The following is a 14,854-nucleotide window of genomic DNA, read 5'->3' on the forward strand; positions in this document are numbered from 1 at the left end:
CATTTGTGAAGTTGACAAGGCGGATTTTTGAGGTAACTTATTATCAGATATGGCGTTTGAAAATCTGAACGAGAGGGAGCGGCGGATTTTGGAGGTGCTCATCGCGCATTACATCCAGACCGCCGACCCGGTCGGTTCGCGAGTAATTGCCAGTCGCTACAAGCTTGGGATTTCTCCAGCCACCGTGCGGAACACATTGCAGGATCTGGAGGAATTGGGGCTTTTGGAACAGCCGCATACTTCCGCCGGGCGGGTGCCAACGGATACGGGATACCGTCTTTATGTGGACCGGATGCTGAAGCCGGAAGCGCTGTCCGAAGAGGAAAAAGAGAAGATAAAAAGGGAAATTTCAGCCGATTTGGCGGCCGTCGACCGCATCTTAGAGCAGACCTCCCGGCTCTTGGCCAACCTCACCCGCCAATTGGGGCTTTCGGTTGCCCCCAGCTTTGAGCGGGGGGTTTTGACCCGCATTGAATTGGTGCCGGTGGCGGAGCGGAAACTCTTGATGATTGTGGCGGTCAAGGGAGGGCTGGCGCGGTCGATTTTGCTGGAAGTGGACGTGAAAATCGATTCGGTTGCGCTCGAAGAGACCCGCCGGGTTTTGAACGAGCGGCTCTCCGGCCGCTCCCTTGGGGAGATTCGCGCCACCCTTGGCGACCGGTTCAAGGACGTATCTTCCGGGGATGCCCGGCTCATCAAGCTTTTCTTGGATCATTCGGAAGCGCTATTGCACACTGCTGCGCCGGAGCAGGTGCACCTCGAAGGAACGGCGAATATCCTGCGCCAGCCGGAGTTCAAGGATCAGGAAAAGGTGTCGGCCCTGGTCGATTTTCTGGAGGAGAAGAAATCACTGGTGGAAGTGGTCTCCGCCAAGGGGATAAAGGAAGGGATCGTCATCACCATCGGCCGGGAGAGCGATCGGGACGAAACCAGAAATCTTTCGATGGTTACCTCCACCTACGAGGTCGGCGGCCTGAAGGGGACCATCGGGGTCATCGGGCCGACCCGGATGCCGTATTCCAAGCTCGTTTCCATCGTCGACTACACGGCCAAATTGTTGACCGAAATTCTATCCGAGTAATTCGTTTTCAGCCACTGTTTGATTAAAACTATGCATATGTCTGAAGAAAAAAAGAAAACCGAGCAGCAACCGGAAGCCGTCCCACAGGAACCGGCCCCTTCTGAAACCGAGTCAGAGGAAGCGGAAGCGATGGTAGCCGAGGCGGAGACCAAGGCAGCGGAGCTTTCCTCCAAGATGAAAGAACTGGAAGATCGGTATCTTCGGCTGGCGGCGGAATTTGACAACTTCCGCAAGCGGACGGCGCGGGATTTTCAATCCGTCGTCAAAACCGCCAACGAACGGCTGATTCTGGAACTCTTGGATATGCGGGACAACTTCGAGCGGGCGCTTTCCAATTCCGCCGGAAATGCCGAAGGCTTCCGGAAGGGTATCGAACTTATCGCCGGGCAGTTAGACGGCGTTTTGAAAAAAGAAGGGGTGGAGGAATTGAAAGTGGACGGGCAGCCGTTCGACCCTTCCACTTCCGAGGCGATTGCCCATCTCGAATCGGAACGGCCGGAAGGGGAGGTTCTGCAAGTTTTATCCAAGGGTTACTCGCTGGGGGGTAAGGTCGTGCGTCCGGCACGTGTGACCGTATCAAAAGGAAAAGCACAAACCGAATCCGCCGAGGAAGCGAATGACGTCAAAGAATAGATTCTCTTTCATTTTCCTGCTTTTTGTCTTCTTTTCATTCTGCATAACCCGGGCAGCCGACTTTGAGATTCAGAAGCTCTCCGAGGGGGTGTATGCCGCCATCGCCCAGCCAAGGGGAAAAGCGGTTTCCAACTCCGGGTTCATCGTCAACGACAGCGAAGTGGTGGTCATCGATTCCCACATCAGTCCGGAGATGGCCCGGATGTTGCAGGGGGAAATCCGCAAAGTCACGAACAAACCGATTCGCTATCTGGTGGTCACCCACAAGCACCGCGATCACGTCGGCGGGACGACCGCCTTTGGAGCGGCGGTGGAAATCATCTCCCACGATAACACCCGGGCGGTCATGGCCGCAGACACAGCCCCAACCTTCCGCGTTCCCACTGTCACCTTCAACCGGAAACTTGTTTTCCATCGTCCCAACCGCACCATCGAACTTTTGTATTCCGGGCGGGGGCATACGGACGGGGATGTAGCTGTCTGGCTGCCGGAGGAAAGAATCCTTTTTACCGGTGATTTGTCCTTCAACGGCTCGGCCGGGGTTATGCGGGACGCGTTTCTGCGGGACTGGGTGGCGACCCTGGAGGAACTCCGCTCCCTATCCGCCAGGACGGTGGTGCCGGGGCACGGGCCGGTCTTCGACAATGCAGGGCTTTTAAACTTTCAAAATTATCTGACTGATTTCATCCGGGCGGTAAAAGCGCAGGTGGATGCCGGGAAAACGCTGGAACAGGCGTTGAAGGATTTTTCCCTGTCCCAATACAAGGATTTGGCCGGGTGGGAGAATTGGCTCCCAATGAATGTCACGCGCTGCTACAACGAGCTAAAAGGGGAAAGGAAGTAATTTTAAAAATTTCCGAGCCCGTTTGGTTTCCCGCTTTTTTGTGAATTGCCTGCTTTCGTTTATCCCGATATATTGAATAGCCATGGCCAAACGGGACTACTATGAAGTTTTAGGGGTGGAGCGGGGGGCCTCCGAAGAGGATATCAAAAAGGCCTACAAAAAGCTTGCGTTTCAGCACCATCCGGACAAGAATCCGGGGGATAAACACGCCGAAGAGAAGTTCAAGGAGCTGGCGGAAGCATACGAGGTTTTGCGCGATCCAGAAAAGCGCCGACGCTACGACCAGTTCGGCCATGCGGGAGCACGGTCCGGGGCGCAGTATGCCGATTTCAACTTCGGCGGGTTTGACCTGTCCGACGCCTTGCGCACTTTCATGAGGGATTTCGGCGGGATGGGGGGGGTTGAGGATATTTTCGGCGAGCCATCCAGAGGCCGGCGCAGAGGTCGGGCGGCCGGCGAGCGAGGGCGGGATTTAAAAGTCGAAATAAAACTCACCCTCGAAGAAATAGCCAAAGGGGTGGAGAAAACCATCAAGCTGAAGCGGCTGATTCCCTGCGAGGTTTGCAATGGGAGTGGCGTGGAGCGGGGAAGCGGAAAAACCACCTGCCCGCAGTGCAAGGGAGCGGGAGAAATACGCCAGGTCCGCCAGTCCATTTTTGGGCAGATGATGACGGTGACCACCTGTCCCCGTTGCCGGGGAGAGGGGGAAATTATCGAGAAACCCTGCACCAACTGCGGAGGGGATGGCCGGGTTCGGGGCAGTTCCACCATCAACGTCAAGGTTCCTCCCGGGGTGGCCACCGGCAATTACATTCCTATCCGGGGGCAGGGGGATGCCGGGGCGCGCGGCGGGCCGGTGGGGGACGTGTATGTTTTCATTGAAGAGGAAGAGCATCCGGTATTCAAACGGGAGGGAAACGACGTTCTAATTCATTTGCCGATAAGCATTGCCCAGGCGGCCCTCGGCGATGAAATCGAGGTGCCGACTTTGGATGGGAAGGCGGTACTCAAAATTCCTTCCGGAACGCAGTCGGGCAAAATCTTTCGAATGCGGGGCCGGGGGATTCCGGCCTTGAACGGCTACGGCAAGGGGGATCTTCTGGTGCAGGTGGTGGTCTGGGTGCCGACCTCCCTTTCTGCCGAGGAAAAACGAATTTTGAAACAGCTTTCGGAAATGCCCGGCTTCAAGCCCCCCAAGGATAAAAGCTTTATGGAGCGACTGCGGGAGACCCTTGGTGTCTAACAGGTACTGTGCCATCGTGGCAGAAATCGACAAGCGGCTGGAAGATCCGGTGGTGGGCTTCTTTGTCCAGAACCTTTCCCATAATCTGCTTCTGGAGGAAAACGGGAAGAAAATGCGGGTGGTGGGGTATCTTTCTCCGCGCCTCTCGATTCAAGAGAAAAAGCAGCATTTGGCTCGATTTTTATCCGAACTGAAGGCGGCCAATCCCCGCTGCCTTCCGGGGCGGGCCCTCGTTCGCTATGAAAAAGAATTTGACTGGGTGGAGGAGTTCAAAAAAAGCTTCCGGCCCCGGCAGGTGGCGCCGGGCTGGTGGGTGGCGGCGCCGTGGCACAAGGGGCGGCACAAAAATGAAATCATAATTGAGCCGAAAATGGCCTTCGGCACGGGTGAACACGCCACCACCCAGCTTTGCTGTCAAGCTGCCTTGGGTTTGGTCAGGCCCGGTATGAAAGTGCTGGACTTCGGCACCGGTTCCGGCATTCTGGCAATTTTGGCGGCGAAGCTGGGGGTCGAAGGAGTATTGGGCATCGACAACGATTCTTTGGCGATTGAAAATGCGGAGGAAAATGCAATCTTGAACAGGGTTGGTCAGAAAGTCAAACTGAAACTCGGTTCCATCGAGGCCGTGCCGGACGAGAAGTATGATTTAATCTTTGCAAATTTGATTTTGTCTCAAGTTAAACAATTTTTTCCCCGTTTCAAAAAAGCCCTGAAAAAGGACGGCCTTTTGGTCGCCTCCGGTGTATTAACCTACCAGTTGGCCGAGCTCGGACGTTTTTTGAACGAACAGGGAGCCGGTTTGGTGGCGTTTGGGCGGGACTGCGACTGGGCGGCCTTGGTCGTTTCCCCGTAACGTTGCGCTTCGTAACCCAATTTTACGTCGAACCCTGCAATGTGACGGGGGATATGCTTCGTCTTACCGGCGACGAGGCCCGGCATTGCGCGCAGGTTCTTCGGCATAAGAAGGGGGACCGAATCGCCGCTTCCGACGGGTTGGGGAAGACCTATGAAGCGGAAATTCGGTCCGCCTCCGCAAAGGAAGTTGAAGCCGAAATCCTAAAATCCGAAACAGGCAAAAACGAACCGAAAACGGAGGTGATTTTGGCCATCGGACTAACCAAAGGGGAGAAGCTGGACTGGCTGGTGGAAAAAGCGACCGAAATGGGGGTTAGCGCCATTTGGCCCTATTTTGCTCACTATTCAGAAGTCAAATGGGATAAAAAGCAGGTTGATAAGAACCTTGCCCGCTGGCAAAGAATCGCCTTGGCGGCTTTCAAGCAGTGCGGACGGTCAGTTATACCCAAAGTCGAGATTTTGAAAAATCTTGCCGAAGTTATTAAAAGGAAAGGAGATAGAGAGCTCGTAGCGGCCCATCCAGTGGAAAGTGGAGCTTCGATGTTCGGCGGCTCGTCTTTTGGGCAAGAAATCATAGCCGTTATCGGGCCGGAAGGCGGGTTTGCCGCCGAAGAAATTGAAACCATCCACCAAGCGGGTGGCCGGTTGGTTTCGCTCGGGCTGCGGCGGCTGCGTACGGAGACGGCGGGGCTGGTTTTGGCCGCCAAACTGTTTGTACTTAAAGCAGAGCTTTAACCCTTGACAGCCCCATCCCTACCCCGTATATTGGTTTGGAGACTGAAGTTAACGCTAACTTCCGCCGACGCCTATTGTGAAAGGGGGTCGATTTAATGACCGGCGTTAGAGTGCGGGAAGATGAGACATTCGAGAAGGCCCTGCGCCGATTTAACAAATCGTGCGAGCGAAGCGGCATTTTGGCCGATTTGAAGAAACATCAGCACTTCGAGAAACCATCCGAACGCAAAAAGAGGAAAATGGCCGCGGCCAAAAGAAAAGTCCGCCGCCAGCAAATGATGGAAGAATGGGAATAAAAGAGCGAATGGAGGCCGATTTGATCGCCGCCCAGAAAGCGGGGGACAAAGTCAAACTCGGCGTACTGCGCGTTCTGAAATCCGAAATACGCTACAAGGAAATTGATTTAAAACATCCGCTTACCGACGAGGAGACGATTTTGGTGCTCTCCTCGTCGGTAAAAAAGCGGAAGGAATCGATTCAAGAATTCAAAAAGGGGAACCGGCCGGATTTGGTCTCCAAGGAGGAGGCCGAACTGGGCATCGTGCAATCTTACCTCCCCGCCGAACTAACCGAGACCGAACTTTCCGACATCGTAAAATCCACCATCGCCGAAGTCGGCGCCACCTCCAACGCCGATTTGGGAAAAGTGATGAAAAGCTTGATGCCCAAGGTCCGGGGGCGGGCGGACGGGAAAAGAGTGAACGCGCTCGTCGCCGCACATCTCGGAGGATGAAGTTTGTACGGGAATTGGAAAACCGGCTGCCTTAAACGAAAGGAGGGCGGCTTTTTTCATCGGAGCGCCGCCCGGAGAAACGGTTTCTCCGGCGCGGGAAAATACAAACCCTAACTCACGGAGGGGTGGGTTATGAACTGGTTGGATTTCGTTTTGCTTGCGCTTTTGGTCGGTTCGATCGCCCTGGGAGTCAAGCGGGGACTGATTCGGGAGGTGATGGGATTTATTGGATTGATCATCGGCGTGGTCATCGCCATCAATAAGGTGGATGCCGTAACGGCCTGGGTGCTTTCCCATATGAAGGCCTCGCCAGTGGTGGTTTCGTTTGTCTCCTTTGTTTTGATTCTGGCCGCCTTTTACTTCGCCTTCCGGCTTCTGGGACTCCTGTTCAACAAGGCGATTTCCCTTTCGAGCTTGGGGAAAATCGACCAGGTGGGGGGCGGGCTGGTCGGATTCATCCGCGGCTGGGTTTTGGTGGGGTTTGTTCTGTTTCTGCTTTTTTACCTGCCGTTTCCCCAGCGGTTCTACGATTCTGTTGAGAACTCATTTTTCGCCCCGGCTTTGACCGGTTCGGTGCCGATGCTGTACGAGAGCACCGATTTTTTACACCCGCGGAGCCCGGAGTTTATGCCGAAAATTCGCGCCTCGCTCGACCCACGGCCAGCCGAGCGGGGAAACGGCAGCCGGCGGATTGCCTTTGGGCGTGATGACGGGCGGTATGGGGAGCGGGTTTCGCGCGTTCTGGCCAATCTGGAGGCGCGCTACGGAGAAAATCCGTAAGGAAAAGAACGGAAAATTGTTTTATCTTACGACCCCGGGGTTTACGCTCCGGGGTCGTTTTATTTGAGGTCAATGAATGATTGCCGACTCGCACAGCAAAGACGCTTTAGAATTTGAGAAGATAAAAAAAATTGCCGCCGGATTTGCCCTTTCTCCTGCGGGGGCCGGGAAAATTCTGGCCCTGGAGCCGTCCGACCGGCATGAGGAAATTCAATTTCGTCAAAAGCTGATCGGCGAGCTTTTGGAGATTGTCAAAAGCAGAACCCCGTTTCCCCTTCAACGTTTTGAAGATTTGGCTGCGCTTTTCCCCAAGCTCGGCATAGAGGGAATCATCCTGACTCCCAAAGAGCTCTGGGAGGTGGCCAATTTTGTGACGCTTGTCAACCAGCTGGTCAAGGCGCGCAAGGATTTGGAGGAACGGTATTCTGGGCTGGCCGGATTTCTTGCACCTTTGGAGACCGATAAAATCTTTCCCAACGCCTGCTTCAAGGCATTGGAGCCCTCCGGCGAGGTTAAAGACAGCGCCACAGCGCTTTTGAAATCGCTAAGGCAGAAAATCCGGGCTTTCCGGGATAAAATCGAAAATAAGCTCTGGAACATATTGGAAAAAAAGGGGCTGGTCGGGCGGCCGGAGGGATACGTAACCCTGCGGGAAGGGCGTTACGTCATACCGTTCGGCGAAAAAGATCCGGATTTGAAAAAGGCCATCGTCCACGACCGTTCCGGCTCCGGGGCGACATTTTTTGTTGAGCCGCTGGCAACCGTTGAGATGAACAACGAGCTGAAAGAAGCGGAACTGGCGGAGGAGGAAGAGGTCAAACGAATTCTGTCCAATTTGTCCGCCCTCGTCGTAGAGCGGCACGAGAAGTTGGAGAAGGAATTTGAAATTCTTGCGCAACTCGACTGTTTCTTCGGGCTGGCGAGCTTCGGAAGCCGAATCGAAGGGGTTTTGCCCGAGCTTTCGCAAGAAGACATTGTCCTACGGAGCGCACGCCACCCCCTTTTGCTTTTTCCTAAAGGAGAATATGACCCATCCGGGGTGGTTCCCTGTGATTTGACGCTGGGGGAGAGCAATCGAATTCTTTTGATCTCCGGCCCGAATGCGGGGGGCAAGACCGTCACCTTGAAGTTGGTAGGGCTTTCGACCTTGATGTTTCAATCCGGGTTTCCTCTCCCGGCGAAAGAGGGAACGAAACTTCCGGTTTTTAAGAAGATTTTTGCCACCATCGGGGATGAACAATCGATTGAGCTTTCGCTTTCCAGTTTTTCCGCCCATCTCGTCCGCTTGAAAGAGAGTTTGAAGGATTTGACCCCGGACAGCCTGCTCTTATTCGACGAACTCTTTTCGGGCACGGACCCGAAGGAAGGGGTGGTGCTGGCGGAGGCGTTTTTGGCCTATCTCCACAGGGTGGGCGTGAAGGTTGTAATCACCACGCACTATTCCAGCTTGAAGACCCTGCCGGAGGTGTATCCGGCAATGCAGAACGCTTCGCTCGATTTTGACACGAACACCCTGCGGCCCACCTACAAACTGCGGCCCGGCATTCCGGGGGCCAGTTTTGCCATTGAGCTTGCCTCACGCATCGGGCTTTTGGAGAACATCGTGAACGAGGCGAGAGGAAAAATTGGCACGTCCGAACGGGAGCTTTCCAACCTGCTTGCCCGGCTGGCGGAAAAAGAGCGGGCGTTCGAAGAAAAATCAAGGGAATTGCAAAAGCTTGAACAACGGTTGTCCTCTGAAAGCCAAGTGCTTGAAGCGGAACGTGAGGAATTCAAACGATTCGAGAAGGAGAAAAGAAAAAAAGTGCTGGAGGAAGCGACCCAGTACGTCCGCCAGGCAAAAAGGGATATGGAAGCGCTTTTGGAGGCCGCCAAAAAACAGGCCAAAGATAAGTCCGTATTGGAGCAAACGCGCCGGCAGGTGACCGCGCGGATGCAGGTCATTGAAAAGGAAAGAGAAAGCTTGATGGAGAAAACGGTTTTTTCAGACGAGCCGCTGGAGGTCGGCAAAATGGTTTTCGTCCCTTTTTTTAATGCAAGGGGAACTCTGGCAAATCTGGACGGCGCCGAAGCGACCGTTGAAATCGAAGGGAAAACCTATAAGCTGAAGCGGGAGGAGGTACGTCTCATTGCCGCATCGTCTGCCGAAAAGAAGGCGGCAGTTTTTTCCTCGGGATCTTTTGAGGAGGCAGCCTCCATCGAAATCGATTTGCGCGGGCTTTTGGGGGATGAGGCCGTTTCGGAAGTGGACAAGTTTTTGGACCGGGCACTGTTGTCCGGGGCGCCGTTCGTGCGGCTCATTCACGGAAAGGGAACGGGGGCTTTGAAAAAGCGAATCGCCGAGTTTCTGAAAACGCATCCCGCCGTTCTGGAAAGCCATCCGGGTGAATCGGGTGAAGGGGGGGAAGGGGTGACGGTTGTCACGCTGAAAAAATAAATTTTTATTTGCCGATTGACTTTTCCCGAAACCCGTCTATATTAAATTCGTACAAAAAATCCGGCGACCTCCAAAAAACTTTGCTGCGGGAAAATAGCCGGTGATATAAACAATAAATTTAGAAAACCGGGATTGGGGATGCAAAACCAGGCAAAAAAGGGAAATCTATCCAACGAATGGACGGAGCGTGTCCGCGAGGCGACCGACATTGTCGATCTCGTATCCGAATATTTAACGCTCAAGAAAAAAGGGAAAAACTTTTTGGGGCTCTGCCCCTTTCACCAGGAAAAAACGCCCTCGTTTTCAGTATCGCCGGAAAAGGGGGTGTACCACTGCTTCGGCTGCGGCAAAGGAGGAGACGTATTCAACTTCGTCATGGAAGTTGAACATCTCTCCTTCCCGGAGACCTTGCGCTATTTGGCCCGCAAGGCGAACATCACTTTGCCGGAAAAGCGGGACAAAAAGGAGTTGGATTACTACGAACGGCTGTATTGGGCCGTTTCCACGGCGCAGGAATATTTCCGTGAATCTTTGATGGATGAAAAGCTGGCGGCGGAAGGATGGGCGTACCTGAACCGCCGGGGCGTCACCCGCGAAATGATTGATACCTTCCAAATCGGCTATGCACCGATGAACTGGGAGGGAATCATCGAATTCGGCCGGAAAAGGGGGGTGACGACGGACAGCTTGTCCATTGCCGGGCTGGCGGTGAAAAAGGATTCGATGCTTAGGATTCCGACCGGCACCGGCTATTACGACCGCTTCCGCCGGCGCTTCACCTTTCCCATCCAAAACATCTCCGGTCGCATCGTGGCTTTTGGCGGGCGGGCGGTCAACCCAAAAGATCAGCCGAAATACCTGAATTGTCCCGAAACGCCCATTTACAAAAAGGGAAAGGAGCTGTTCGGGCTGGCCGTTACGAAAGAAGAAATTCGAAAAACAAAAACGGCCATTCTTGTTGAAGGATACATTGACTTGATTTCGCTCTATCAGCGGGGGATATTGAACGTGGCCGCAGCGCTCGGCACGGCCTTCACGGCGGAGCAAGCGGTGCTTTTGGCCCGCTTTGCGGAAAACGTAATTATCATCTTCGACCGGGACGCTGCCGGCGAGTCCGCGGTCTTCCGCGCCGTGGAGAATCTCTATGACGCCGGGTTGAACGTTCAGGTTGTGCAGCTCCCCCCCGGGGATGACCCGGATTCCTTCATCCGCGACCACGGCAAGGATGGGTTTGACCTTCTGGTCAGGCAATCGACGAGTTATCTCGAATTTCAGAAGAACCGGATTGGCGGGGCGTTGCGGGTGCTTCCGCCCTCCGAACAGGAAAAAGTACTGCTTGAGCTGGCCGGGATTTCCAACCGGATGCGGGATGACGCCCGGTCGCTTTTGTTTCTCGAAGAAGCCGCGCGGACCTTGGATTTCGATTTCCGGCTTATGGAGCGATATTCCAAGCGGCTGCGCAAGGCCGGCGCCCCGGCGGCGGAAAAAGCGCAGCTGCCAGTCCCGTCCGATTTGGAAGGGGATTTTCTGGCCCTGCTCATCTCCAAACCGGAGCTTTTGGCCGGGTCTTCCGCCGAATGGCTGGAATATTTTTCCAAACCGGACTCGTATTCCCTTTTTGAAGTTCTTTTGGAGCGGCACGTTCAGGGGCAAAAAATCGGGTTTGACGTTTTGATGAGCGAACTGCCGGAGGATAAGTTCCACCCATATCTTTTGGTTCTGTCGCAACGTGATTTGGGAGACGCCGATCCCAAGCAGCTCTTGACAGATTATGTAAACAAGCTGTCCGACCGGAAGAAAAATCAAAGGGTGCGGGAGCTCAAACAGCTTTTGATGCAGGCGGAAAAGGCGGCGGATGAAAACCGGGCGCGGGAACTCGTTTCCGAACTGGACAAAATAATTCGATAAAACCTCTTGCTTCAGAGGTGTGTAAGGGCGGCTTTTGGCCGCCTTTTTTATTTTCAGATGCAAGGTTTCAAACAGTTTGGGCAGGCAGCTCCTTCACTGAAAGCACCGTGCAAAACAAATACTACATCGATCGGAGTTAATCCGCCGTCGTTGTTCATATCCGCCACACAGGTGGGGATTACGTTTCCAAAAGAGACATCATTCCCCAAGAAGACATACTGCAATTCCTCGACTACGTCCGCCGGGGTGATGATGCCGTCGTTGTTCAAGTCCCCTTTGCGATATGTTTGAATCGGGCCGACGTGGGTATTGGAATGGTTGACGTACCAGTCGATGCCCTTGACGGCGTTGGCCATCAGGTCTGGTAGTCCGTTGCCGCTTGAAGCGACATGGATGATGGTATAGGTTTCCCCAGCGCCGGAAAAGAAGGTATCCACCGAGGCGGCCAGTCCATCCAGCCCAAAGCGGGCCACGACGCCGCTGCCGCCGCCGTTGACGGGCAGATTATAGACCTTCTTGGCGATGGCCATATATCCAATATCCGCCCGCCAGGGCGGGCCAGTGCTATAGTTCCCGCAGATGGGGCAGGTGCCGTTGGCAATGCAGGCGGCTGTAGTATCCTGCCAGGTGCCGGTCAAGGAATCCTGATTCCGATCGCGGGTACTGGCGAGTTCGTCGAGATTCCAAGCGTAGCGTTCCAAGAGCGAATCACCGCCGATGGGGTTTTCGCAGCCAATGTTGTAGGAAAAGCCGGACTGCTGGTACACCACGGCGCCGCGGGGGCGAACCGTGTCGCCCGGATTGCCAATGGAGCCGGGGACGACCACAAAGCCATAGGCAAATTGCCCCGGGGAGCAGGTGTCGATGGCCACGTCATTGCCGGAGACCCAGCCAAGCCACCACTGGCGGCCGAGGTGGGAAACGGTGGTGTCGCCGCCGACGTTTTCAGATGCCGAAACCACGCCCGTAACGTCCACATCCACGTCGTAAATCACCCCCATTGCCACGCTGTCAATTGGATCGGGGCCGATATTGATGACCCTTGTTGTTTGAACGAGAAAGTCGGAGGAATCGGCGTGGGTCGATTGCTCCCAGATATTTTGATAGGCGATGGTGGAATCCTGAATATCCGTGCCGACCGATTTGAGAAAAAGATTGTAATATGAACCGGTGCCCTGAACCGAGTCCAGAATACCGTCCGCCACACAGCGCAGGAATTTGTCGCCAAAGAGCTGGCGGGTTACTTTGCGAGGAAAACCGTCTGCACAGTTGCCCCGGCCATCCGGCAAATTGTTATTCCAAGCAATCAACACCCCGCCGTCGTAAAAGTTGTCGTGTTCGTTTACAACGTAATGCATTCCGTAAGTGCCAAGGGCTTGATCTTTAATGGATCCCTGAACACCTATATCTGAATAGTTGCTGGAAGAGTGGATTTGCATTTTGTGATTTAGGCAAAGGTTGATGACGATAAACGCATTAATCGAGACCTTGACGGTTTTTTGGCGCAATTCCGACGGAACGCCCAAATTATCCGTATGCACATACGCTTCCAAAAAGCCAGAGCGCAAGCCCTGATTGGTCGAGCCCACGCCGGAGGTATTGAGGGTGAGATTGAAATAATAGATTTGACTCACCGATATGGATGTGCCGGGGAGGGCGTCGGTGGATGTGACCAGATAACCATCATTCAAAGTTCCGGTAAACTTGATGCTGTCCAAAATGAAATCGGCCAGACCGATATTGGCAAGCTGCATTGGAAAATTGTAGATTCCGGCTCTTGGTTTCAACTGGATGGAATCCAGCGAGGTGGTATCGCCGGGAAGGAGGTCCAAGTCAACGCGGAGGGAGGGTATTGGCGCGCGGGCCGGGACGCGGTAGAGGCGGAAAATATCCCGCGTTTCTGTTATGGGGCCGACATCCGGGGAAATTCCTGAACGGATATTGGATTCCTGAATTCCGGGATAGCGCTGGGTCATTGCCACAACATTGACCACCGAATCGGCGATTTCTGCCGTAGAAAACCAATCCTCATGGTGGCAGGGGTCTCCGACAGAGCCGTCGCAACCGGGATTGTTGGTTTGGGTAGCATTTTGGGCATCATCCCAAGCCCGGCCATTGTTTGGGGAAGCGGAACAGAAGATGTCATAACAAGCCAGGACGCCGTATTGTTCGTAATCCGCCCAGCCAAAATTGCCGTTATCCGGGGGCTGGGACCAAAGGCCGTAGAGGACACCGGTGGTTGGATTGTAGGTTAAAGAGACATTTGGCCAGACACCCATTGCAAATCCGAAAAGTGTATTGGAACGGCCGGGCAAACGACCATCAATATTTATATCCGCAATTTTGTGCGGCCCCTGCACCGTGCCGTTCGGCTCCACGGCGGCGTGGTGGACGTGGCCGCCCGGGCCAGCGAAGCCATAATCATGCCAGTTATTCCAGTCCGTCCAAATAACATGCAGTGTATCGCCAATCATCAAGGCGGAAATGCCGAGCATATTGGATAGATAATCGGGCTGCTCGAAGGGGCCGGTGATGTCTTGAATAGTGCCCCAAGTCAAACTCCCCGTAGTGGGGTTATAGGTGCCTTTCAAATAGCAGGGACGCTCGGTGGTGGTAAAGGCGCTCGGGTCGTTCGGGTCGGCGTGGGAGACGACATAGACGGTGTTGCCGGCGCCGGTGATATCGACGGAATTGAACCAGGGGCTGTAGGTGGGCAAAATGCCTACCGGCGTCCAACTTTTTCCCCTATCCGTGGTGTAGCTCCAGCCGACGTCCGAAGGATTGCTGCTGGGCCGGCAAGTCGCCACCCAAGCAGATTCGTTTAAAGGATACATTACCCAGTGCACAGCGATGGGTGGAACGTTATTGGGAACCAACGTTGTGTCCATAGAGAACATTCCAAGACATTCGGCGCTGTCTTTCATCGTGGCCGCGCCGCGGCGGGAGAGATCGGCGGCTACCGGGGTTTCGGTGCGCAGGATGTAGCGGTTGCCGTAAACCACCGGTGTATTTGAACCGGGGGGAATGAAAATTCCGCCTTGGTTCATTACTCTGGGTCTTGGGTCGGTGGGCGGGCCGGGGGCAATCATTTGCTTGTCCAAACTACCGAACTGCAGGCTATCCGAGCCACCGCAGTCATAAGCATTATAAAAGTAGAGGAAAGTGCGGGCGGAATCCGCGGCGGCATATCCGCTGATGACTCCATAAACCATATGCACCACGCCGTTCGGGCTTAAGGCAACCTGACGGCGCATATGGTTGTTGCCGCCGGGGGTTTCCGGAATGCCAATCCGCACATCTATGTAGGGAGAGGCGGCGGTTTCAATCTTTGTCGGACCCAAGTAGCGGGGTTCGGGCGCAGGGACTGGAATGCCGCTTTGAGACGTGCGCATTTCATCGTCATCCAAAACCAACGGAGTGGAGCGGGCCGGGGCATTTTTAACTGGGCCGGAAGGCGGGGATTTGGAGGTCTGTTTTTTATCCTTGGGAAGCGCGAAAAGCAATGGAGGAAAGACCAAAAAAGACAACGCAATTAAAAGAGCAATGAAACACCAGGACTTTTTTACTCGAGCGTTCATATAACTCTCCTTTCCCCCTGCCGGGCG

At 54.4% G+C, this 14,854-nt stretch carries 12 protein-coding genes; 11 read left to right on the forward strand and 1 reads right to left on the reverse strand.

What is annotated here, in order from left to right:
• The first annotated feature begins 49 nt into the window (after window positions 1-49).
• From hrcA to dnaG, 11 genes are all read left to right on the forward strand, one after another.
• Entirely contained in the window at window positions 50-1,081 is a 1,032-nt protein-coding gene (hrcA, locus tag VNL73_09835; GenBank protein HXF49706.1) for a heat-inducible transcriptional repressor HrcA, read from the forward strand.
• A 36-nt stretch (window positions 1,082-1,117) separates the two neighbouring features.
• Complete coding sequence (gene grpE, locus VNL73_09840; GenBank protein ID HXF49707.1) at window positions 1,118-1,714, forward strand: nucleotide exchange factor GrpE; 597 nt, start codon at window positions 1,118-1,120, stop codon at window positions 1,712-1,714.
• Window positions 1,698-2,558, forward strand: coding sequence for an MBL fold metallo-hydrolase (locus VNL73_09845; GenBank protein ID HXF49708.1), 861 nt, complete (start codon window positions 1,698-1,700; stop codon window positions 2,556-2,558). The genes grpE and VNL73_09845 overlap by 17 nt, the downstream gene beginning before the upstream one ends.
• Window positions 2,559-2,640: 82 nt before the next feature.
• On the forward strand, window positions 2,641-3,801 hold the full coding sequence (gene dnaJ / locus VNL73_09850) for a molecular chaperone DnaJ (protein ID HXF49709.1): 1,161 nt from the start codon (window positions 2,641-2,643) through the stop codon (window positions 3,799-3,801).
• Window positions 3,794-4,654 carry a 50S ribosomal protein L11 methyltransferase gene (locus VNL73_09855; protein ID HXF49710.1) on the forward strand — a complete coding sequence of 287 codons (861 nt, stop codon included), beginning with the start codon at window positions 3,794-3,796 and terminating at the stop codon, window positions 4,652-4,654. The genes dnaJ and VNL73_09855 overlap by 8 nt, the downstream gene beginning before the upstream one ends.
• Window positions 4,655-4,656: 2 nt before the next feature.
• Window positions 4,657-5,391, forward strand: a complete 735-nt coding sequence (locus VNL73_09860) for a 16S rRNA (uracil(1498)-N(3))-methyltransferase (protein ID HXF49711.1) — start codon at window positions 4,657-4,659, stop codon at window positions 5,389-5,391.
• A 95-nt stretch (window positions 5,392-5,486) separates the two neighbouring features.
• Entirely contained in the window at window positions 5,487-5,687 is a 201-nt protein-coding gene (rpsU, locus tag VNL73_09865) for a 30S ribosomal protein S21 (protein HXF49712.1), read from the forward strand.
• Window positions 5,678-6,124 (forward strand): GatB/YqeY domain-containing protein, encoded by a 447-nt coding sequence (locus tag VNL73_09870; protein HXF49713.1) that lies wholly within the window; start codon window positions 5,678-5,680, stop codon window positions 6,122-6,124. Before rpsU ends, VNL73_09870 begins: the two co-directional genes overlap by 10 nt.
• 132 nt (window positions 6,125-6,256) lie before the next feature.
• On the forward strand, window positions 6,257-6,904 hold the full coding sequence (locus tag VNL73_09875) for a CvpA family protein (GenBank protein ID HXF49714.1): 648 nt from the start codon (window positions 6,257-6,259) through the stop codon (window positions 6,902-6,904).
• A 76-nt stretch (window positions 6,905-6,980) separates the two neighbouring features.
• A complete protein-coding gene (locus VNL73_09880) occupies window positions 6,981-9,341 on the forward strand; it encodes an endonuclease MutS2 (GenBank protein HXF49715.1) in 2,361 nt (786 codons plus the stop codon).
• Window positions 9,342-9,479: 138 nt separating this feature from the next.
• Complete coding sequence (gene dnaG / locus VNL73_09885) at window positions 9,480-11,249, forward strand: DNA primase (protein HXF49716.1); 1,770 nt, start codon at window positions 9,480-9,482, stop codon at window positions 11,247-11,249.
• 53 nt (window positions 11,250-11,302) lie between these two features.
• Here dnaG and VNL73_09890 read toward each other — a convergent pair whose 3' ends face one another.
• Window positions 11,303-14,827: a hypothetical protein gene (locus tag VNL73_09890; protein ID HXF49717.1), complete on the reverse strand. Its 3,525-nt coding sequence runs from the start codon at window positions 14,825-14,827 to the stop codon at window positions 11,303-11,305.
• Window positions 14,828-14,854 lie beyond the last annotated feature (27 nt).

Source organism: Verrucomicrobiia bacterium, from assembly GCA_035574275.1.
In the GTDB taxonomy this organism is placed as follows: Bacteria; Zixibacteria; MSB-5A5; order DSPP01; family DSPP01; genus DSPP01.

Bases quoted from the DNA above. Each gene is read 5' to 3' on its own strand.
- hrcA (HXF49706.1), top strand. From the start codon at position 50: ATGGCGTTTGAAAATCTGAACGAGAGGGAGCGGCGGATTTTGGAGGTG.
- grpE (HXF49707.1), top strand. From the start codon at position 1,118: ATGTCTGAAGAAAAAAAGAAAACCGAGCAGCAACCGGAAGCCGTCCCA.
- VNL73_09845 (HXF49708.1), top strand. From the start codon at position 1,698: ATGACGTCAAAGAATAGATTCTCTTTCATTTTCCTGCTTTTTGTCTTC.
- dnaJ (HXF49709.1), top strand. From the start codon at position 2,641: ATGGCCAAACGGGACTACTATGAAGTTTTAGGGGTGGAGCGGGGGGCC.
- rpsU (HXF49712.1), top strand. From the start codon at position 5,487: ATGACCGGCGTTAGAGTGCGGGAAGATGAGACATTCGAGAAGGCCCTG.
- VNL73_09870 (HXF49713.1), top strand. From the start codon at position 5,678: ATGGGAATAAAAGAGCGAATGGAGGCCGATTTGATCGCCGCCCAGAAA.
- VNL73_09875 (HXF49714.1), top strand. From the start codon at position 6,257: ATGAACTGGTTGGATTTCGTTTTGCTTGCGCTTTTGGTCGGTTCGATC.
- VNL73_09880 (HXF49715.1), top strand. From the start codon at position 6,981: ATGATTGCCGACTCGCACAGCAAAGACGCTTTAGAATTTGAGAAGATA.
- dnaG (HXF49716.1), top strand. From the start codon at position 9,480: ATGCAAAACCAGGCAAAAAAGGGAAATCTATCCAACGAATGGACGGAG.
- VNL73_09890 (HXF49717.1), bottom strand. From the start codon at position 14,827: ATGAACGCTCGAGTAAAAAAGTCCTGGTGTTTCATTGCTCTTTTAATT.